Here is a 20137-nt window from a genome sequence, read left to right on the forward strand (position 1 = left end):
GTGACCGTCGTGCAGACCTGGCTGACCGACACCCGGACCTCGTACGACACCGTCGCCGTCAGCTACGCCGACCGGTTGCGCGATTCGATCGCCGAAAGCCCTTCGCTGCGCATGACGTTGGGGCTGTTCGCTTCGCTCGTGCACGGAAACGGCCCGGTGGCCGACGTCGGCTGCGGCACCGGGCACGTCACCGCGCACCTGAACGGCCTCGGCCTCGACGCGTTCGGCCTCGACCTGTCGCCGGGGATGGTCGAGGTGGCCCGCCGGGACTACCCGGAGGTGCGGTTCGCGGTCGGCTCGATGACCGCGCTTCCGCTGCCGGACGCGTCGGTGGCCGGGTTGCTGTCGTGGTGGTCGCTGATCCACCTGCCGGACGACGCGGTGCCCACCGCGCTCGCGGAGTTCCATCGGGTGCTGCGGCCTGGCGGACCGGTCGCGATCGGGTTTCACGTCGGCGACGTCGCCCGGTTGAAGACGCAGGGTTACGGCGGGCATCCGATGCGGGTGCACGTCCACCGCCGCCGGCCGGCGCGGGTGTCGGAGTGGTTGCGCGAGGCCGGGTTCGCCGTCGAGGCGGAATGGGTGGAGGAGCTGGACAGCGAGGTGCCGCAAGCGGTGGTCTACTCCCGCCGTCCAGCTTGCCGGGTCAGCTGAAGTCGAGTTTCGCCAGCCGCGGCAGCACGCCGTCGCGCCAGCCGGGGCCCATCCGCTCGCACGCGTCGGACTGGCGTTTGTCGTCGAGGTCGAAGCCGGAGTGGTTCAGCAGCAGGCGGGTGCCCTGGCCTTCGGCGACGAGCGTCCAGGTGAGGGTCCAGTCGCCGTTGAAGGTGTAGACGAACCGGGACGGCGGCTCGGATTCGATGACGCGGCAAGGGATTGAGCCGAACCCGGGCATCTCGAGGTGGAACTCGCGGCCGACCTCCGGGCCGATGTCGCCGGGCGCCCACCACTTGGCGTGCAGTTCGGGATCGGTGAGCGCGCGCCAGACCTTTTCCGGCGCGGCGGCGATGAACTGGTCGACCGAGATGCTGCCGGTCCGGGCGTAGGTCATGGGGTTTCCTCCTCGTTTTCCAGCAGGTCGGCCATGTCGCGCAGGCGGCCGCGCCAGAATCGTTCGAATGGGTGCAGCCAGACGCCGACCTGCTCCAGCGGATCGCTTTCCAGGTGGTAAACACGTTGCCGCCCCACGGGTTCGTCGCGGACCAGGGCGGCGTCCCGCAGCACCTTGAGATGTTCGGCCACCGCCGGGCGGCTCAGCTCGAACCGCGCCGCGAGGTCGCCCGCCGTGCGCGGGCCGTCCGCCAGGATCTCCAGCAGGCGCCGCCGGACGGGACTGGCGAGAGCGAGGAAGACGTCGTCGGGCATGACGCTACGTTACGTCGGAAGTTTCCGACATGTCAACCAGTGGGACCCCGGGCCGTGATCGGTAACGTCCGCCGATCCGGGCGGGATATCCGGACACTATGACACGTATGGGGAATTCCAGAGTTCGAAAGTTGACAGTTTCCTCGGTCGCCGTTCTCGCCGCGCTGACCGTGGCGACCGGGGCTCTCGCTCCGGCGGCGACCGCGGCTCCGGCTGCCGCCGTCGTGGCGCAGACGCCGGAGGAGGTGCGCACCAACGCCGCCGCCGTCGTCGGGCTCGCGATCACGCCGGAACTGCTGCGGCTCAGCGAAAGCGACTTCGTCTACCAGATCTACCTGGCCGCGAAGCGCCAGGGCGACGTCGCGCAGGAAGTGCAGTGGGAGGCGTACTACGCCTACTCCAAGGGGTCGACGTCGCTCTTCCTCACCACCTGGATTTACCAGGCACACCAACGGGATCTGGACCGCGAGGCGTTGTACCAGGTCCGGCGGACCGAACGGCAGCCCGCCGCCGCGCTGCTCGGTTTCGAGCTGACCACCGTTCTGCTGGCTCAGGACGACAAGAACTTCGTCTTCGCGCTGTGGGAACACGCCGCCAGCGGTTCGTTCGTGAAGTCCGCCGCGGGCGCGGTTTTCAGCGGAACTCCGGAGGCGCAGAAGGAATTCATCCTGCGCGGCATCTTCGTCGAGCACCAGCGCGACGTGGACGCGGCGAAGGAGGCGGCCGAGAAGGAAGCGGCGGAGAAGAAACTCCGCGACGCCCGGGTCAAGGCCGCCGCGGTCGTGGGCATGGACCCGGCGCTGGCCGCGGTGCTGACCGACGAGCAGTTCGTGCAGGACATCTGGTACCGCAACCTCGCACCGGAGGATTCCGAGGTGTGGCACCAGGCCTTCAGCAGCCGGACGCCGGAGCAGTGGCGAGCGTTCATCGACACCGGCATTTTCGCGGCCGCGGCCAAGGACAAAGTGGACACGATCAAGGTGCGCGCGGCGGCCGTGGTCGGGATCGAGGCCGGGTACGCGCGGTATCTCGAGGAGGGGCCGCTGGTCCGGGAGATCTGGACCCGGTCCAAGCCGGGAAGCCAGGTGCAGGCGGCGGCTCGGCGGGCGATGGAGAGCCAGTCGCCGGCTGAGTGGCGGGCGTTCCTGGAGACGGGGATTTTCGTCGCGCAGGCGGCGGACAAGTCCTGAGGCCGATGCGGCGGGGCGGGGGTGTCCCGCCGCATTACTTGTTTCGTTCGGCCAGGACTCGCCTGGCGATTTCGCGGACGCGTTCCCGGTCGTCGTCCCGCACCGACTCGATGACGCGCCAAGCGTGGTCGTCGTCGATGGCGAGCAGTGCGTCGAGCGCTTTGAAACCCAGGTCGTGGAACTCGTCCCAGTCGGGCCGCCAGTGCAGTGCGCGTTCGATGGCGGGAACCGAGGACGGGTCCTTGATGTCGCGCAGGTAGGCCAGAATGTCGCCGAGATTGAAGTCGCCGTTCCGCGAGTCGAGGGCTTCGGCGAAGATCGGTACGTACTGTGTTGTAGGTCGGCGGCCAGCCAGGAAAAGGTAGGTCTGGAACAGGTACCAGTCGGAGACCGCCAGAGAGGTGCGCAAGCCTTGGGAAATCAGGCCTTCGACGGCGGGGAACTTCCCGAGAAAGCTCAGGTCGTCGCCGCGTCCGGGGTCGGCTGTCCGGACGATCTCGTCGAACTTCCGGAAATCCTCGTCGGCAGCCGTCATGAGGGACAAACGTACGAGAACCTGCGCGGCCGCTGCAAAGGATTTCCGGTCGTGGGCAACCCCACGCCAGCCGCCGCGTCTTGATGTTGTAACCGCCCGGCTGCCGAAGGGATCTCTCGACCATGATTCTCCGCAGGCTGGCCGTCCTGGCCCCAGTCGCCGCGCTGGCCGCGATCGGCGTGGCGGCTCCGGCGTCGGCGGTGATCGGCGGGTCGGTCAGCGGCTACGGCCCGTGGGCGGTGCGGATGCTGGTCGACGGCAAGCCCGAATGCACCGGCACCGCGATCAGCCGCGAGTGGATTATCAGCGCCGACCATTGCTTCGCCGAGGCCGCCGAGCCCATCGCCGATTCCCGGATCGAGTTCCGGGTCGGCAATCTCGATCAGCGGCTCGGCACTGTCGTCCGGCCGGTGGCGGGCAGCCGCAACAACCACACGCTGGCCGACCTCATGCTGATCAAGGTGACCCCGATGGACATCACCCCGGCGAAGCTGCCGAGTGCCGGGCGGGTGCGTCCGGGTGAGACGGTCCGCCAGCTCGGCTGGGGCGCGACCTGCACCGGCGACGAGAACAGCTGCCAGTCCGACGTGCTCAAGCAGGTGGACGCCAAGGTCATCGACCCCGATGACCGGCGCTGCGAAGGCATGACGGTCTCAGGGGGCACGGATTTCTGTGCGCTGAGCACGACCGGCGTCACCGCGGGCGGCGATTCCGGCGGGCCGGTCATGTCGACCGTCGATCGGGACGTGCTCGTCGGGGTCACCAGCAAATCCGATCGCAGCAGCGTCGCGGCCGACGGCGACGTGTTCGGTCAGCTGGAGTGGATCAAGCAGACCATCAAGGGCTGAGGACAGCGGTCCGGAGGAGCCGCACGGCCTCGTCGCGCGCGCCGGTCAGGGCGGGGGAGCTGGTGGCGCGCGGGGCGCGGAGGGGGACGTTGCGCGGCAGCCGCGCGAAGCGGCCGGACACCGCGTCGAGCACGGCGGGTTCGGAACCCCACGGGCCGCCCAGGACGATGAGTTCCGGGTCGGCCACGGTCACCAGCGCCAGCAGGACGCCGCAGATCGCCTCGGCGAGGATGTCGAGGACGTCGTCGGATTTGATCGCGGTCAGCAGGGCGGCGACGTCGATCGTGGTCGAATCCGGTTGGCGCACCCCGAGATCCGCGAAGACGTCGATGAACGCGGTCGCCTGCCCGTCCGGGCCGCGGGTGAGGACGTGCGCGATTTCCCCGGCGAAACCGGCGTGCCCGCGCCGCACCTCGCCGTCGGCGACTACCGCGCAGCCGAGTCCTTCGCCGAGGAAGAGATAGGCGAAATCGTCAGCGGCCTGCTCGGTGCGAGCGGCCCAGTTCACGTCGTTGTCCACGGTGACCGGCCCCGCGACGAGCGGCGCGAGGACGTCGGCGGGGGAGAGTTCTCCGAGGAGGAACGGGGAATCGGGCAGGTGGACCAGTTTCCCGGTGGCGCGGTCGACCGGGTCGGCGGCGCTGACGACGGCGAGCCGGAGCGGTCCGGCTTCGGCGACCTTCGCGGCGGCCTTGCGCAGTGCGTTCGCGACCTTCCGCGGACGCACTGGGCGGCCGAGGTTTTCGCCGTGCCGGGCGCGCACCTCGCCGTAGACGTCGACGGCCTCGGCGACCGCGCCGTCGTGGGCGATGCTGACGACCAGGGCGGTGCCGAGGTCGTCGGCCAGCGCGTAGTAGGTGCCGACGCGGCCGCGCCCGGTGGTGCGTTCGCCGGTGTCGCGCAGCAGACCGGACTCGGCCAGCCGGGCGACGCTGTCGCCGACCGCGGGCTTGGAAATGCCGGTGCGAGCGGCGATTTGCGCGCGCGTGAGCTGCCGTTCGGCGAGCAGTGCCCGCAGGACGTGCTCGTCGGTCAGCGACCGGAGCAGGTCGAGGGAGGGCTTGGCCGGGGTCACCGGCGGGAGTGTAGCCGATTTGGTCAGGAGTGTTGCCTGAATCCGCGCGGGCGCCCTACCGTCGGTTCAGTAAGGAGCCCTTCCTGAATGGAGCGAGCGCTATGCAGCTGCCCCCGTTGCCGCACTGGGAGACCGCGCCGGACGATCCGCCGGCGGCGATTCGCGAGATCAAAGCCGCGCTGCGGGCGCGGATCGAGGCGTCCGGGCGCACCGTGGAAGAGGTTTTCGCGGTGATCGAGGCTCGGGTCGCCGCCGCGGTCGAGGAGATCGAGGCGGCGAAAGCGCGCGGCGAGGCGATCTGGCCGGAGCTGGAGTACGCCGACATCGAGGCGGGCCGGGTCTCCGACGAGGACCTGGCCCGGATCCGGCGGCGCGGCTGCCTGGTGGTGCGCGGTCACTTCCCGCGCGAGCAGGCACTGGACTGGGATGCGGGGATCGTCGGCTACGTCGAGGGCAACGGGTTCTTCGAGCAGTATCGCGGGCCGGGCGACAATTTCTTCGGCAGCCTCGTTTCCCGGGCCGGGATCTACCCGGTCTACTGGTCGGCGGCGCAAATGGAAGCGCGGCAAAGCGACCGGATGGCGTGCGTGCAAAAATTTCTCAACGCGCGGTGGGAGTCCGAATCCGAGGGTGTGAAGTGGTTCGATCCGGGCCGGGATTCGCTGTACCCGGACCGCATCCGCCGCCGTCCGCCGGGCGCGGATTCCGGCGGCCTCGGCAGTCATCTCGACCCGGGCACGCTGGACCTCTGGATGACTGAGGAGTACCAGCGGGCGTTCCGGCATCTGTTCGACGGCACCGTCGAGTCCTACGATCCGTGGGACGCCGCGCACCGCACGGCCGGGCCGCAGTTCGAGGGTTCGACGATGTGCTCGGTGTTCCGCACTTTTCAGGGCTGGACCGCGCTGTCGGACATGAATCACGACCAGGGCGTGCTGCACGCGGTGCCGATCCCGGAGGCGATGGGCTACCTGATGCTGCGGCCGTTGCTGGCCGACGTGCCCGAGGACGACATGTGCGGCGTCATGGTGAGCAAGGTGTACTCGGTCAGCGAGCGGTGGCATTCCTTGCTGCTGCGGGCTTCCGCCGCGATTCCGGACGTGCGGGCCGGCGATTCCGTGTGGTGGCACTGCGATCTCGTGCACAGCGTCGCGCCGGTGAAAAATCAACAGGGCTGGGGCAACGTGATGTACATCCCGGCCGCGCCGTGGTGCCCGCGGAACGAGGCGTACGCCGGTTCGGTGCGGGAGGCGTTCGAGTCCGGCTCCAGCCCGTCGGACTTTCCGCCCGAGCATTACGAGCGGTCATGGCCGGACCGGTTCGTCCCGGAACAGCTGAACGAGACCGGGCGGCGCGGGCTCGGCATCGGATGAAAGCGGTCTAGTCCATTCGGGGCGGCGGGCGGTCGGCCTCCGTTGTGCCGGGCGAGGTTGATCGCCGCCGCGCTCTTGTATCAGCTCGGGATTTACCGGTGTGCGGACGAGCCTGTTCGCCGCGCACGCGTGGATCGAGGCCGACGGCTGTGCGGACGAGGGCGGGAGCCGGATCCGGACGGTCACTGCTCGCCGCTGCTGCCGGTCCCGGCGCGGGTGATGTCCAGAAACGCTTGCGTCGCCGCGGTAATCGGCCCGGAGCGGTACACCAGCCACTGGGGGAGTTTCTCCGGCGGCGAGAACCGGAGCACCTCGGCGCCGGCCCGGCGGGCCAGGCCGGCCCAGCCGTCCGGCATCAGGCTCGCGCCGATGCCGCGCAGCACCATCGGGAGCACCACGCTGCGGTCGCCCACCTCGGCCGCGATCGACAGGCCGGGCACGCTCGCCGCGAGCCGGTCGAAGAAGCCGCGGACCGCGGTCGCCGAGCTGGTGACCACGAACTGCATGCCGGTGAGTTCAGACCGCTCGACCACGCCGTGTGAACCGATCACAGTGCCCGGCGGGGCGACCAGCAATACTTCCTCGTCCCGCAGGTGGTGCGCGAGCAATCCCGGTCCGACCGGTCGTTCGGCGCTCCCGCACACCCCGGCCTCGCACCGGCCCTGCACCACCATCGCGACCACCTCGGCCGCCGACAGCGCCGCCGACGTGCTCACCAGGACGCCCGGGTAGCGCGTGCGCATCTCGGCGATGATGCTGATCACCGGCTCCAGCGCGGACGACGACGTGGCCGCGACGTCGATCCGCCCGGCCGGTCCGTCGCCCGCCATCCGGGCGGCGGCGCGCAGGGCGTCGAGGTCGCGCAGCACCAGGCGGGCGCGGCCGGCCAGCAGTTCGCCGGCGTTCGACAGCACCGCGTTGCGCCCGACGCGGTGAAACAGCTCGACGCCGAGGTCCTGTTCAAGTTTCGCAATCGCTCGCGACAACGACGGCTGCGCCACCCGCAACGCCCGCGCCGCGTGCGTGAACCCGCCGTGCTCGGCGATCGCGACGAAGTACTCCAGCTGACGGCGTTCCATAGCGATACGCTATCGGACTGGTGCCTCAGATGTCTTTGACGTACCGCCAGCTCGCGCGCGACGATAAGGCCATGGTCCAGACGCGCCCGACGTTGCAGGGCACCTTCGGCATGGTGTCGTCCACCCACTGGCTCGCTTCGGCGGCCGCGATGGCGGTTCTCGAGGACGGCGGCAACGCCTACGACGCCGCGGTCGCGGGTGCGTTCGTGCTGCACGTCGTCGAGCCGCATCTCAACGGTCCCGGCGGCGAGGTGCCGATGATCCTCGCTCCGGCGGGCGGCGCGCCGAAGGTGCTGTGCGGGCAGGGGCCCGCGCCGGCCGGGGCGACGATCGGGCATTACACGTCGCTCGGGCTGGACCTCGTCCCCGGCACGGGTCCGCTCGCCGCCGCGGTGCCGGGCGCGGTCGAAGCGTGGCTGTTGCTGTTGCACGACCACGGCACCAAGTCGTTGCGCGAGGTTCTCAAGTACGCCATTCACTACGCGGCGGACGGGCACCCGGCGGTCGAGCGCGTCGGCGCGACGGTCGAGACCGTCCGGGAGCTGTTCGAGAACGAATGGACCACCTCGGCCGAGGTGTACCTGCCCGGCGGTGTCGCGCCGAAGCCCGGGGCGTTGTTAAAAAATCCCAAGCTCGCCGAGACGTGGCGTCGCCTGATCACAGAGGCGGAGGCGGCCGGGAGCAATCGGGAAGCACAGATCGAGGCGGCGCGGAAGGCGTGGCGCGAAGGATTCGTCGCCGAAGCACTCGCCGCGTCCGCCGCGAAACCGGCCATGGACTCGTCCGGCGAACGGCACGCTGGCACCCTCACCGCCGACGACCTCGCCGGGTTCCGCGCGACCTACGAGGACCCGGTCACCCACACCTGGAACGGCTGGACCGTCGCGAAACCCGGGCTGTGGAGCCAAGGCCCGGTGTTCCTGCAGCAGCTCGCGCTCCTGCCGGAAGAACTGGACTACGCGACGCCGGACTACTACCACCAGCTCATCGAGGGCACGAAGCTCGCGATGGCCGACCGCGAAGCCTGGTACGGCGACAGCGCGGAACTGTCCGTCGATGCGCTGCTTTCCCGCGATTACAACGACATTCGCCGCAAACTGATCGGCGAACGCGCGTCTTTCGACCTGCGGCCGGGCAGTCCGGAAGACCGTACGCCGAAACTGAGCCGGCACGCGCAGTACGTCGCGGGCGGCGGGGTCACCGCGTCCGCGATCGGGGCGGGGGAGCCGACCGTCGCGAAGGACGGCGTGACCCGGGGCGACACCTGTCATCTGGACGTGGTCGACCGCTGGGGCAACATGATCGCCGCGACGCCGAGCGGCGGCTGGCTGCAGTCGAATCCGGTGGTGCCGGAGCTGGGTTTCCCGCTGGGCACCCGGCTGCAGATGGCGTGGCTCGACGAGGGTCTGCCGAACTCGCTGGCCCCGGGCAAACGGCCGCGCACCACGCTCACGCCCTCGCTCGCGCTGCGCGACGGTGTGCCGGTGATGGCGTTCGGCACGCCCGGCGGCGACCAGCAGGACCAGTGGAACTTCCACTTCTTCCTCGCCGTGGCGTTGCGCGAGAAGGTCCGCGGCGGGCTCGACCTGCAGGGTGCGATCGACGCGCCGAACTGGCACACCGACAGCTTCCCCAGCTCGTTCTACCCGCGCGGCATGGCGGCGGGCAGCGTGACGGTGGAATCGCGGATCGGCGCGGACGTCATCGCCGCACTGGAAAGCCGGGGCCACGACGTGACCGTCGGCGAGCCGTGGTCGGAGGGGCGGTTGTGCGCGGTGGCGAAGGATCCGGAGACCGGGGTGGTGTCGGCGGCGGCGAATTCGCGTGGCGCGCAAGGGTATGCCGCTGGGCGGTGATCCGCGCTTTCCGGACATAGCGGGGAACGCCGGATTATCTGAGCCGCCGGAGCGCCGTGAATGGGGCCTTCACTTTCACCGGGCAACCGATTCGGCGGAACCGGTGTAGCGGGCGCGCAATTCGCGTTTCAGCAGTTTCCCCGTGGCATTGCGGGGAAGCTCGGCGACGATCTCGACCCGGCGGGGACATTTGAACGCGGCGATCCGTTCGCGGCAGTAGGCGATCACCGCGTCCCCGTCGAGCGAGCCGGCGGCCGGCACGACCACCGCGACCACCGTTTCTCCCCATTGCGGGTCCGGCGCGCCGATGACCGCGACGTCGGCGATGTCCGGATGCCGGTGCAGCACCTGCTCGACCTCGATGGGGTAGACGTTCTCGCCGCCGGAAATGATCATGTCTTTCTTGCGGTCCACCAAAGTGACGAAACCGTCGGCGTCGCGGCGGGCGAGGTCGCCGGAGTGGAACCAGCCGCCGCGCATGGTTTCGGCGCTCGCTTCCGGCAGGCCCCAGTATCCGGCGAAGACGTTCGGGCCGCGCAGCACCAGCTCGCCGACCGTCCCGGTGGGGACGTCGTCGTCGCGTTCGTCCACGATCCGCGCCTCGACGTGCAGGAACGGCCGTCCGACGGATCCGGCGTGCGAGCGGACGAAGGCCGATTCCAGCACCAGCGCGGCGGGGGAGAGTTCGGTCATCCCGAAACCCTCCACAAAGGTCAGTCCTTTGCCCTCGTAGAACTCGATCACCGGCAGCGGGCACGGCGCGCCGCCGCACAGGAGGTACCGCAGTCGCGACAGGTCGTAGGAATCGAAATCCGGGACCTGCGTCATCGCCGCCCACATCGCGGGCACCATGAAGTGCACAGTGACTTTCTCCCGCTGGATCAGCGAAAGAGTCTCTTGTGGATCGAACTTGCCCGCGACCACCACCGTGCCGCCCGCGTACAGCAAGGGAAGCGTGAACAGCGCCAGCCCGCCGATGTGGAAAAGCGGCGCGACGGTCAGCGTGATGTCCAAGGGGAGCACGCCTTCCCCGGAGGTGAGCACATTGATCGCGTTCGCCTCCAGGTTGCCGTGGGTGAGCATGGCTCCCTTGGGCCGGCCGGTGGTGCCGGAGGTGTACATCAGCACCGCGACCTCGTCCGCCCCGGTCGGCTCGAGTTCGACGCGGTCCTCTCGGAGGAGTTCGCTGTTGTTGACCAGCGTTCGGTCGCCAGCCGCTTCCCGGGCGAGGGCGGCGAAGGCGTCGTCGTGCACCACGACCACGGGCCGGGCGTCGTCGAAAAGGTACTGGACTTCCGCTGCCGCGAGCCGGAAATTGACCGGCAGCGTGATCGCGCCGAGCCAGGCGACCGCGAAGAGCGTTTCGAGGTATCCGGTGGAATTCAAGGCCAGCAACGCGACCCGATCGCCCTTGCGCACGCCCAGCTCGCGCAACGCCGCCGCTCGCCGCGCGACCCGGTGTTCGAGTTCGGCGTACGTGATCCGCTCGCCGGTCTCGGCGGCCACCAGCGCCACCGACTCGGGCGTGACGGTGCTGCGCCGGGCAATCCAGTGCGCCAAGCTCGATGCCATGCCGAGACTCCTTCGTCCGCGGGGACCACGACGAAGGTAACCGTACGGACGGTCAGTGGTCAAACCTCGGCTACAGTGGCCCGATGGCACGCACCGGCCGCGCAGACGACATCCTGGCGACGTTCACCCGCTATGTCGCCGAACGCGGCTACGACGCCACGAACTTCTCCGACATCGCCGGCGAGCTGGGATTGTCGAAGGGCACCATCGTGCACCACTTCGGCACGAAGGACCGGCTGCTCGCCGCGCTGCACGAGTCGTACATGCGCCGCAGGCTCGCCGAGGCCGCGCTGATCCGCGACCGTCTCGCGACGCCGACGCAGCAGCTGGCCGGGCTGCTGTACGCGTTCGTGCTGTACCAGGTGGTGGACCGGGAGGCGACTGTCGCGTTCCAGCGCGAGGTCGTCCGGCTCGCCGACCACGAGGCGATGGCCGAGGGACGCCGGATGCGGGCGGAATACCTTGACCTGGTGCGTGGCGTGCTGTCCGCGGGGATCGCGGCAGGGGAGTTCCGGGCGTGCGACGTGGACGTGCGGAGCCTGCTGATCTTCGGCTCGGCGCAGTGGGCGTGGACGTGGTTCGACCCCGCCGGTCCGGTTTCGGCGGAGCAGGTGGGCGCGCAGCTGGTCGAGTTGGTCCTCAGTGGACTGCTGACGCGCCGCACCCGGCTCAATGGACTGACCGATGTGGACGGAAGGGTGGTCCGGGCCGTGCGTCAGTCCATTGCGGACGCTACCGGATCCTGAGCCGCCGCATCATCTTCAGCCCGGACAGCATTCCTTCCACGTACTTCTCGTACTTCTGCCCCGGCCGCGGGCTCATCACCGGCTTCTTCAGCACTGCCAGGTTCTGCACGTCGGTGTACTTCAGCAATCCCTGGTCGCCGTGCCGCGCGCCGACCCCGGACGTCTTCACCCCGCCGGAAGGCGTCCCCTTGGCGGCATAAGCGGTCGCCAGGCTGTCGTTCACGTTGACGTTGCCCGTCTCCAGCCGGGCGGCTACCGCGGAAGCCGCGCGGATGTCCTTGCCCCACACCGACGCGTTCAGCCCGTAGTCGGTGTCGTTCGCCAGTTCGACGGCCTCGTCGACCGTCCGGTACCGGTGCAGGGCCACCACCGGGCCGAAGGTTTCGGTGACCCCGCACAGCATGTCCTTCGTGACGCCTTCCAGAATGGTCGGCTCGAAGAACGCCGGGCCGAGGTCCGGCCGGGGACTGCCGCCGCACAATACGGTGGCTCCCTTCGCCACCGCATCGTCCACATGGGACTTGACCCGGTTCATGTGGTCCACCGAAACCAGCGAACCCATTTCCGGGCCGAAATCGTAAGCCGCCCGTACGTCAAGCGCGGAAGCCTTGGCCACGAAGGCTTCCTTGAACTCCTCGTACCGCGATTCCGGAAGGTAGATCCGCTCGATGTGCATGCAGATCTGCCCGGTGTTGCCGAACGCGCCGAACACCGCGCCCGGCACGACCTCGGCGAAATCGGCGTCCGGCAGCACGATCATCGGGTTCTTGCCGCCGAGTTCGAGACAGCAGCCGATCAAATTCCGGCCCGCCCGTTCGCCGATCACCTTGCCGGTGGCGGTGGAACCGGTGAACATCACGTAATTGGCCTGGTCGATGAGCGTCGGGCCGACATCGGGACCCTCGCCGCACACGACCTGGAACAGGCCCTTCGGCAACCCAGCTTCTTCGAGCAGCTGCACGCCGTACAGCGGCGACAACGCGGTCTTGTTGTCCGGCTTCAATACGACCGCGTTCCCGGCCATCAATGCCGGAATCGCGTCGGAAATGCCGGTGGCGAACGGGAAATTCCACGGCGCGATGATGCCGACCACGCCTTTCGGCACGCGGATCTCGGTCGACGACGACACCACCGGAACGGGTCCGCCGCGCCGGGTCGGGACCAGCAATTTGGGCGCCCGGCGGAGATAGTGGCTCATGATCATCGGCGGATCGCACGTTTCCTCGATCGCCATCCGCCGGTTCTTGCCGCTTTCGACCTGGATCAGGTCGGCGATCGTGCGCGCGCGGTCGATGAACAGCGAATGCGCCCGCCGGAACACCGCGAGCCGCTGTTTGAGCGGCGTCGCGGCCCATTTCGCCTGTGCCTTCCGCGCGGTGGCGAACGCCTGCTCGATGTCGGCCGGCGTCGACTGCGGCAGGTCCACCAGCACGTCGCCGGTGTAGACCTCGGTGAGCGGCCACACCGCGCCGCCCGAGCCCGGCACGCGCGCGACGAGCCCGCGGAGGAAGTCGTCGGTCGCCGAGGCCGGGCGGGTGGGCCGGACCGGGGTGAGGGTCATGGTCTTCCGCTCCTCGTCAGTTGCCGGAAAGAACCAGCTGCGCGCCCATTTCGCCGATCATGATGCAGGGCGCGTTGGTGTTGCCGCCGGTGATCGACGGCATGATCGAGGCGTCGCAGACCCGCAGCCCGTCGACGCCGCGGACCTTCAGGTCCGGCCCGACGACCGCCAGGTCGTCCACGCCCATCCGGCAGGTGCCGACGCCGTGGTACACCGAGGTCGCGCGGTTGAGGATCGCGTCGCGCAGTTCCTGGCCGCGCACCTGCTTGCCCGGGTGGATTTCTTCGTTGATCGAGCCCTTGAACGCCTTCGAAGCGAAGATCTCGCGCACCATCTCGGAGCCCTCGCCGAGCACTTCGAGGTCGGCCGGGTCGGAGAGGTACTGGGGATCGATGAGCGGCGCGGCGGCCGGATCGGCGGAGGCGAGCCGGATCGTGCCGCGGCTCTTCGGGTAGATCAGCGTGGTCAGCACGGTCAGCGCTGGCCGCTTGTCGACCGGATGCCGCACCGGGGCGTCCTGGTTCGGCGACACGTACGCCCACGGCAGCAGGTGCAGCTGCAGGTCCGGCACCGTGGTGGCCTGCGAGGTCTTGAGGAACGCGAGCGCCTCGAACACCGAGTTCGCCAGGAACGTCGAGCCCGGCTTGAGCAGTTCGCGTGCCATCCCGCGGGCGAAATACGGCGCGGTGCCCTTGTTCTTGCACGACGACACCTGGAACGTGAGCGCGTGGAACATGTGGTCGTGCAGGTTGTCGCCGACCGGCAGATCGGCGAGCACGTCGATGCCGTGCTCCTTGAGGTGCTCGGCGTGCCCGATCCCGGACAGCATCAGCAGCTGCGGCGACCCGACGAACCCGGCGGAGAGGATGACCTCCTTGCCCGCCCGGACGGTGCGGCGCTTGCCGTTCGCGTCGGTCACCTCGACGCCGGTCGCGCGGCCGTTCTCGATTAACACCTTCCGCACGAACACGCGTGACTGAATCTCAAGCGTCCGCGGAGCGAGGTGGTGCAGGTAGCCGCGCGAGGCGCTGTAGCGGAGGCCGCCGGCGGCGTTCTGCTGCATCCGGCTGACGCCTTCCTGCGACTCGCCGTTGTAGTCGTCGATGATCTCGCAGCCGATCGCGTCCGCCGTCGCGTCGAGGAACTGCAGCGTGCCTTCCTGCGGGATCTTGTTGCGGGTGATCTTGATCGGCCCGCCCGCGCCGCGGTAGGCGTTCTCGCCGTCCTCGAAGTCCTCCATGCGCTTGTACGCGGCGTTGACGCCGTCCGCGTCCCAGCCGGTGTTGCCCTCGGCCGCCCAGGAGTCGAAATTCGCCCGGTTGCCGCGGACGTAGACCATCCCGTTGACCGAACTGGACCCGCCGAGCACCTTGCCCCGGGGCACCGGCATGCGCCGATCGAGAACGTGTTTCTGCGGGACCGAGTAGAACCCCCAGTCGCTCATCTTCTTCAGCTGCGGCACCGCGTGCAGCGGGGCGACCAGCCCCGGCTTGCGCAGCAGCAGCTGCTCGTCGCTCTTGCCCGCTTCGAGCACGATCACGCTGGCCCCGGACTCCGCGAGCCGTCCGGCGACGGCAGCCCCCGAGCTGCCCGACCCGACGACCACGTAGTCGGCTTCGTTGCTCCGGGCCACCCTGGCTGCCATGTCCGCTCCTCGTCCCGCGCCCCGCCGAAACTATAACCTGTTCTAGTTCAGGCACGGTATAGCTTTCCCGCCGGGCGCGCAACGCCCTGCGCGCGAACCTGATTGACTTGCCCCCATGGGGACCGAGGAAGCGAACCGCCGCGTCGACGCCGCGCTCGCCGCCGGGGAGACGACGCTCGATCTGCGGGGCCTGCACCTGACCGAGGTCCCGTCGCGGGTGGCGGAGATCGGCGGCCTCGAGAAGCTGGTGCTGGAGGACAACTTCCTGCGCGAGCTGCCGGAATGGCTCGCGGACCTGCCGCTGCGGGAGCTGAACGCCCGGCGGAACCGGCTCGTGCGGCTGCCGGAGCGGCTGGGGGAGATGTCCGCGCTCCGGAGCCTGGAAGTCGACCGGAACCGCCTCGCTGAACTGCCTCGGACGCTGGCCGGGCTGGACCTGACCGAACTGTGCGTCTCGGTGAACCGGCTGGCGGCTCCGCCGGAGTGGATCGGCGGGATGACCAGCCTGGAAGCCCTCGACCTCGGCTCCTGCCGGCTGACGGCGGTCCCGGAGTGGGTGCGCGGCCTGGCGAACCTGACCCGGCTCGATCTGGACGGCAACCGGCTCGAAGCGCTCCCGGACTGGCTCGGCGACATCCCCGGCCTGGCGAAGCTGTTCCTGCACGGCAATCTGCTGGCCGAGCTGCCGGACTGGCTGCGCGGCTTGCCGCTGGACGAGCTGTACCTCGACGACAATCCGCTGGCCGCGCTGCCGCCCTGGCTGGGCGAACTGACCGGGCTGACCGAACTCGGCCTCGCCCGCCTGCACCTGACCGAGGCGCCGGAATGGCTCGCCGGACTGGACCTCCTGGCCGAACTCGATCTGGACGGCAACCGGCTGACCGCCTTGCCGGACTGGATCGGCGGCCGGGAAAACCTGCGGATGCTGGACGTCGCGCGGAACCGGCTGCGCACGCTGCCGCGGCTGCCGTCCGGGCTCCGCGGGCTGAATCTCGCGTCGAACCCGCTCCAGGAGCTTCCCGCGCAGCTGGCGGACCTGACCGGCCTGACGTCGCTGACGCTCAGCGACTGCGGCCTGGCCGAGATCCCCGGGTGGGTCCGCGGCTGCTCCGGGCTGACCCTGTTCTACGCCGACCAGAACGAGCTGACCGAGGTCCCGGAGTGGATCGGCGAGCTGACTGAGCTGGAAGCCTTGTGGCTCAACGACAACCGGCTGGCCGAGCTGCCGGAGTCGCTGCGCGGCCTGCGCGGTCTCCGCCGCCTGCACATCGGCGGCAACGTGCTGCACGGGCTGCCCGGATGGCTCGGCGAGCTGACCGGCCTGACCACGCTCGGCATCGGCGGATGCGGCCTGGCCGAGCTGCCGGAGTGGCTGAGCGGGCTGACCGGGCTCGACATCCTGTGGCTCAACAACAATCCGCTGCGCGAGCTGCCGGACTGGTTTGCCCGGCTGGAGAACCTGGCGCAGCTCCGGCTCGACAACACCCTGCTCGCCGAACTTCCGGACCAGCTGGGCGAGCTGGCCCAGCTGACCTCGCTGTACCTCGACCTCGTGCCGCTGGCCGAACTGCCGTCGTGGTTGCGGCGGACCGAGCTAACCGAGCTGAGCATCAGCAATTGCGGGCTGGAGTCCCTGCCGGAATGGTTCGGGGACTTGACGTCGCTGCAAGTCCTCCAGGCGTCCTCGAACCGGGTGACGGAGCTGCCCGGTTCGTTCGACCGGCTCACCGGGCTGACCGAGCTGCGGATGGACCGCAACCGGCTCGCCGAGGTGCCCGCTCAGCTCGCGCCGCTGGCCGGTCTGCGCGTCCTTTCCCTGGCAGGCAACCAGATCGCGGAGGTGCCGGGCTGGGTTCGCCGGTTCACCGGACTGCAGGAACTGTCGATCGGGGACAACCGGCTCGGCGGGGCACCGGAATGGCTGGGCGATCTCGCCGCGCTGACGAGGCTGGACCTGGCCCGCAGCGACCTCGGCGCGGTGCCCGAGTGCGTGCGCGGCCTGCGTCGTCTCGAAGGCCTCGACCTGAGCCACAACCGGATCGCGAAGCTGCCCGCCTGGTTCCCGGAACTCGCCAGCCTGAGCGACGTGCGCCTGGACAGCAACAAGCTGGCCGTCCTCCCTGTGGAGCTGGCCGGACTGACCCGCCTGGTGTCGCTGTCCGTGCGGAACAACGAGATCGCCGAGCTGCCGGACTGGCTCGGCTCGTTCCCGGCGCTGAGCGACCTGTGGGTCAGCTCGAACCCGCTCGGCCGCCTGCCGGACGAGGCGGGCGGCCTGACCGGCCTCGCCATGCTGGAACTGGACGACATCGGGATCACCGAACTGCCCGCGTGGCTGGGCCGCTGCACCGGGCTGCGCTACCTGTCGGCGGACGGCAACCCGCTCGACCTGGCCGGCTTCGACTTCAGCGGGCTGGCCGGGCTGCGCACGGTGTACCTGGCCCGGTGCTCGCTGAGCGAGCTGCCGGACACGCTCGGGCAGCTCACCGGCTTGCGCTACCTCATGCTCAGCCACAACCAGCTCGCCGAGCTGCCGGGCTGGCTGACCGGGCTGACCGGCCTGCTCACTCTGCACGTGGACGGGAACCAGCTCACCGCGCTGCCGGAGAACATCGGCGACCTGGCCAAACTCCGCCGGCTGCGCGCGGAGCGCAACTATCTTGCGGACGTGCCGGACAGCCTGGCCGACCTGGGCGGTCTCCAGACACTCAACCTGATGGCCAACGATCTGCGGAGCCTGCCGGACGACCTGGCCGGCCTCGTCTCGCTGGAAAATCTGTCCCTGGCCGAGAACGTCCTCGCCGAGCTGCCAGCCTCCCTCGGAGACCTCACCAGCCTCCGCAGCCTGGACGTCCGGGGAAATCTGCTCGCCGCCCTTCCGGACAGCCTCCCGCGTCTGGAACGTCTCGACACCCTCCTCCTCTCCGACAACGAACTCCGCAGCCTCCCCGCCGCCCTCGTCGAACTGCCCAACCTCACCACTCTCAGCGTCGCCGGAAACCCGTTCATCAGCCCACCCCCGGAAATCACCGCCAGCGGGTCCGAATCCGTTCTCGAATTCCTCCGCGAACGGGAACGCGGCAGCACCGCCCAATGGGTGTCCAAACTCCTCGTCGTCGGCGAAGGCGGCGTCGGGAAAACCTCGCTCGTCCGCGCCCTCGCCGCGGATGAGCACGATCCGGACGAACCGTCCACGCACGGGCTGCTCATCCGGGACCTCGAACTCGGCCATCCGGGCCGGGACGTCCGGATGCGGCTCAGCACCTGGGATTTCGGCGGCCAGCAGATCTACCACGCCACGCACCAGTTCTTCCTCACCAATCGTTCCCTGTTCGTCCTGCTGTGGAATTCGCGGCTCGGCTGGGAACAGGGGAAACTGCACTACTGGCTCGACATCATCACCGCCCGTGCGCCGGAATCGCCGATCGTTCTCGTCGCCACGCACATTCACGGCCGTCCGGTCGACCTGCCGCTCGCGGAATTGCGGTCGAAATATCCGAGAATCGTCGCCAGCGTGCACGTGGACAACGCGACGCGGGACGGCGTCAGCGATCTTCGCGACCTTCTCGCGCAGCACGCGGCGGAGCTTCCGCTGATGGGTTCGGAGTGGCCGACCTCGTGGCTGACCGCCGCGGACGCGGTGCGGGCGGTGCCGGAGAACCACATCACGGTGAGCCGGATGTGGCGGATCATCGCCGACGCGGGGGTCACCGGTGCGGAGCCGAGCCGGTTCATCGCGCGGGCGCTGCACGAACTCGGCGACATCCTCTACTACCCGGACGATCCCGAACTGCAGGAAACGGTCGTGCTGCGCCCGTCGTGGGTCAATGACTACATCAGCCGGGTGCTCGACAGCGACGAGGTCGCCGAAAAGCACGGGCTGCTCACGCGGGAGCACCTGACCGCGCTCTGGCACGACCTCGACAAGGGGATCCGCGACCATTTCCTCGGCATGATGGACAAGTACGACCTGTCCTACCGCGTCGAGTCGAGCGGCGGGGGAGATCTCAGCCTGGTCGTCGAGCGGCTGCAGTGGAACCCGCCGGACTACGCGGAGCAATGGGCGGCCGCGCGGGAGAACTCGCGGCAGATCAAGGTGATCTATCAGCTCAACACCATGCCGCCAGGCATTCCGACCTGGTTCATCGCGCGGTCGCACCGGTTCAGCCGCGACGTGCATTGGCGCACCGGCGCGCTGCTCGGCCACCGCGACGGCAGGCACCTCGCGCTGGTCAACGCCGACCGGCAGCACAACACCGTCGAGCTGACCGTGCGCGGGCCCTCGCCGGCCGGGTTCTTCATGGTGCTCGACGAGGGCCTCAACCTGACCCTGGAACGGTTCCCCGGTCTGGACATCACGCGCCGCGTGCCGTGCCGGTGCGAGCCGGACTGCCCGGAGCTGTTCGACTACGAGAACCTGCGCGCCCGGCTGGAGCGCACGCCGCCGAGGCACGAGATCGAATGCCACCGCTCCGGCGAGCAGGTGTCGGTGCCGGAACTGCTGTTCGGCCTCGCTCCGGCCGAACGCGACGCCACCCGCGCGTCGATGGAGCGGCTGACCAGGACCGTCGAGCAGTTCGGCGAGCAGCTGGAGGAGCAGAGCGACTACCACCAGCGGATGTTCCTGCGCCTGCAGCGGCTCGCGCAGCACCAGCAGGAAGCGCGCTGCCCCAGCGTGTTCGCGGTCGTCCCGGCCGGGCGGCGGCGGATCACCGGCTCGCCGTACGAGATCCACCTCTACTGCGAGGAACCCGGAGCCTGGCATCGGCTGGACGGCGACAAGGGCGTGTACTCGGTGTCGCAGCCGCGGGAATGGTTCGTCCGGCTCGGGCCGTACCTGGAGCACCTCATCCGGGCGCTGAAACACGCCGCGCCGCTGGCCGGTCCGGTGCTCGGGGTGGCCGCGGGCGTGCTGAACGAACAGCTGAAGTCCGACTGCGACCTGATGAAGGAGCTGGCCGCGCAGCTGCCGAAGGAGCTGAACCGCGAGCGCCTGCTGCCCGGGACTGACCGGCCGGAGGAGGACGTCCCGGAGGCGCACGCGAAGACCGACGCGGACTTCCGCGCGCTGAAGGCGATGCTGGGCAAACTCGATCCGGACGAGGAGTGGGGCGGGCTGTCGCGCTACGACACGCCGGAGGGCCTCACGCTGTATCTGTGCCCGGAGCACCTGGCGTTCTACCGCGACCCGGCGTGAGCGGCCTTGCTCCGTTCGGTGCGACCCCGGGCACACCGGCTGCGCAAACCGGGCGATAGCGGACGTCCCGGGCGCCCGGGCGATTGACGGGCGGC

15 protein-coding genes are annotated in these 20137 nt (G+C 69.5%); 7 read left to right on the top strand and 8 right to left on the bottom strand.

The window, feature by feature from the left end; genetic code table 11:
• Nucleotides 1-654 (top strand): class I SAM-dependent methyltransferase, encoded by a 654-nt coding sequence (locus RPX00_RS30965; RefSeq protein ID WP_406630658.1) that lies wholly within the window; start codon nt 1-3, stop codon nt 652-654.
• Here RPX00_RS30965 and RPX00_RS30970 read toward each other — a convergent pair.
• A complete protein-coding gene (locus RPX00_RS30970) occupies nt 647-1051 on the bottom strand; it encodes an SRPBCC domain-containing protein (RefSeq protein WP_406630659.1) in 405 nt (134 codons plus the stop codon). The genes RPX00_RS30965 and RPX00_RS30970 overlap by 8 nt on opposite strands.
• Complete coding sequence (locus RPX00_RS30975) at nt 1048-1365, bottom strand: ArsR/SmtB family transcription factor (protein WP_406630660.1); 318 nt, start codon at nt 1363-1365, stop codon at nt 1048-1050. The genes RPX00_RS30970 and RPX00_RS30975 overlap by 4 nt, the downstream gene beginning before the upstream one ends.
• Nucleotides 1366-1496: 131 nt before the next feature.
• Here RPX00_RS30975 and RPX00_RS30980 point away from each other — a divergent pair, with 131 nt between their 5' ends.
• Nucleotides 1497-2555 (top strand): hypothetical protein, encoded by a 1059-nt coding sequence (locus tag RPX00_RS30980; RefSeq protein ID WP_406630661.1) that lies wholly within the window; start codon nt 1497-1499, stop codon nt 2553-2555.
• Between the two features lie 34 nt (nt 2556-2589).
• Here the strand turns inward: RPX00_RS30980 and RPX00_RS30985 are convergent, their stop codons facing one another.
• Nucleotides 2590-3090 carry a HEAT repeat domain-containing protein gene (locus RPX00_RS30985; RefSeq protein ID WP_406630662.1) on the bottom strand — a complete coding sequence of 167 codons (501 nt, stop codon included), beginning with the start codon at nt 3088-3090 and terminating at the stop codon, nt 2590-2592.
• A 122-nt stretch (nt 3091-3212) separates the two neighbouring features.
• Here RPX00_RS30985 and RPX00_RS30990 point away from each other — a divergent pair, with 122 nt between their 5' ends.
• Nucleotides 3213-3938, top strand: a complete 726-nt coding sequence (locus RPX00_RS30990; protein WP_406630663.1) for a S1 family peptidase — start codon at nt 3213-3215, stop codon at nt 3936-3938.
• Here RPX00_RS30990 and RPX00_RS30995 read toward each other — a convergent pair.
• Nucleotides 3928-5013 carry an ROK family protein gene (locus RPX00_RS30995; RefSeq protein ID WP_406630664.1) on the bottom strand — a complete coding sequence of 362 codons (1086 nt, stop codon included), beginning with the start codon at nt 5011-5013 and terminating at the stop codon, nt 3928-3930. The genes RPX00_RS30990 and RPX00_RS30995 overlap by 11 nt on opposite strands.
• Nucleotides 5014-5114: 101 nt before the next feature.
• Between RPX00_RS30995 and RPX00_RS31000 the strand changes: the two genes are divergently transcribed.
• A complete protein-coding gene (locus RPX00_RS31000; RefSeq protein ID WP_406630665.1) occupies nt 5115-6386 on the top strand; it encodes a YbiU family protein in 1272 nt (423 codons plus the stop codon).
• Between the two features lie 182 nt (nt 6387-6568).
• Here the strand turns inward: RPX00_RS31000 and RPX00_RS31005 are convergent, their stop codons facing one another.
• Complete coding sequence (locus tag RPX00_RS31005; protein WP_406630666.1) at nt 6569-7465, bottom strand: LysR family transcriptional regulator; 897 nt, start codon at nt 7463-7465, stop codon at nt 6569-6571.
• Nucleotides 7466-7536: 71 nt separating this feature from the next.
• Here RPX00_RS31005 and RPX00_RS31010 point away from each other — a divergent pair, with 71 nt between their 5' ends.
• Nucleotides 7537-9321 (top strand): gamma-glutamyltransferase family protein, encoded by a 1785-nt coding sequence (locus tag RPX00_RS31010; protein WP_406643146.1) that lies wholly within the window; start codon nt 7537-7539, stop codon nt 9319-9321.
• Between the two features lie 75 nt (nt 9322-9396).
• Here the strand turns inward: RPX00_RS31010 and RPX00_RS31015 are convergent, their stop codons facing one another.
• Nucleotides 9397-10893: an acyl-CoA synthetase gene (locus RPX00_RS31015; protein WP_406630667.1), complete on the bottom strand. Its 1497-nt coding sequence runs from the start codon at nt 10891-10893 to the stop codon at nt 9397-9399.
• 83 nt (nt 10894-10976) lie between these two features.
• Here RPX00_RS31015 and RPX00_RS31020 point away from each other — a divergent pair, with 83 nt between their 5' ends.
• A complete protein-coding gene (locus tag RPX00_RS31020; protein ID WP_406630668.1) occupies nt 10977-11639 on the top strand; it encodes a TetR/AcrR family transcriptional regulator in 663 nt (220 codons plus the stop codon).
• Here RPX00_RS31020 and RPX00_RS31025 read toward each other — a convergent pair.
• Nucleotides 11626-13200 carry a succinic semialdehyde dehydrogenase gene (locus RPX00_RS31025; RefSeq protein WP_406630669.1) on the bottom strand — a complete coding sequence of 525 codons (1575 nt, stop codon included), beginning with the start codon at nt 13198-13200 and terminating at the stop codon, nt 11626-11628. The two genes, RPX00_RS31020 and RPX00_RS31025, sit on opposite strands and share 14 nt — an antisense overlap.
• A gap of 16 nt (nt 13201-13216) precedes the next feature.
• Nucleotides 13217-14845, bottom strand: a complete 1629-nt coding sequence (locus RPX00_RS31030; protein ID WP_406630670.1) for a GMC family oxidoreductase — start codon at nt 14843-14845, stop codon at nt 13217-13219.
• A gap of 115 nt (nt 14846-14960) precedes the next feature.
• On the opposite strand from RPX00_RS31030, the gene RPX00_RS31035 reads away from it, so the two are divergent.
• Nucleotides 14961-20042, top strand: a complete 5082-nt coding sequence (locus tag RPX00_RS31035; protein WP_406630671.1) for a COR domain-containing protein — start codon at nt 14961-14963, stop codon at nt 20040-20042.
• Nucleotides 20043-20137 lie beyond the last annotated feature (95 nt).

The organism is Amycolatopsis sp. WGS_07 (genome assembly GCF_045278895.1).
Taxonomy (GTDB): Bacteria; Actinomycetota; Actinomycetes; order Mycobacteriales; family Pseudonocardiaceae; genus Amycolatopsis.

Bases quoted from the DNA above. Each gene is read 5' to 3' on its own strand.
- RPX00_RS30970 (WP_406630659.1), bottom strand. From the start codon at position 1,051: ATGACCTACGCCCGGACCGGCAGCATCTCGGTCGACCAGTTCATCGCC.
- RPX00_RS30975 (WP_406630660.1), bottom strand. From the start codon at position 1,365: ATGCCCGACGACGTCTTCCTCGCTCTCGCCAGTCCCGTCCGGCGGCGC.
- RPX00_RS30985 (WP_406630662.1), bottom strand. From the start codon at position 3,090: ATGACGGCTGCCGACGAGGATTTCCGGAAGTTCGACGAGATCGTCCGG.
- RPX00_RS30990 (WP_406630663.1), top strand. From the start codon at position 3,213: ATGATTCTCCGCAGGCTGGCCGTCCTGGCCCCAGTCGCCGCGCTGGCC.
- RPX00_RS31000 (WP_406630665.1), top strand. From the start codon at position 5,115: ATGCAGCTGCCCCCGTTGCCGCACTGGGAGACCGCGCCGGACGATCCG.
- RPX00_RS31005 (WP_406630666.1), bottom strand. From the start codon at position 7,465: ATGGAACGCCGTCAGCTGGAGTACTTCGTCGCGATCGCCGAGCACGGC.
- RPX00_RS31010 (WP_406643146.1), top strand. From the start codon at position 7,537: ATGGTCCAGACGCGCCCGACGTTGCAGGGCACCTTCGGCATGGTGTCG.
- RPX00_RS31015 (WP_406630667.1), bottom strand. From the start codon at position 10,893: ATGGCATCGAGCTTGGCGCACTGGATTGCCCGGCGCAGCACCGTCACG.
- RPX00_RS31020 (WP_406630668.1), top strand. From the start codon at position 10,977: ATGGCACGCACCGGCCGCGCAGACGACATCCTGGCGACGTTCACCCGC.
- RPX00_RS31025 (WP_406630669.1), bottom strand. From the start codon at position 13,200: ATGACCCTCACCCCGGTCCGGCCCACCCGCCCGGCCTCGGCGACCGAC.
- RPX00_RS31030 (WP_406630670.1), bottom strand. From the start codon at position 14,845: ATGGCAGCCAGGGTGGCCCGGAGCAACGAAGCCGACTACGTGGTCGTC.
- RPX00_RS31035 (WP_406630671.1), top strand. From the start codon at position 14,961: ATGGGGACCGAGGAAGCGAACCGCCGCGTCGACGCCGCGCTCGCCGCC.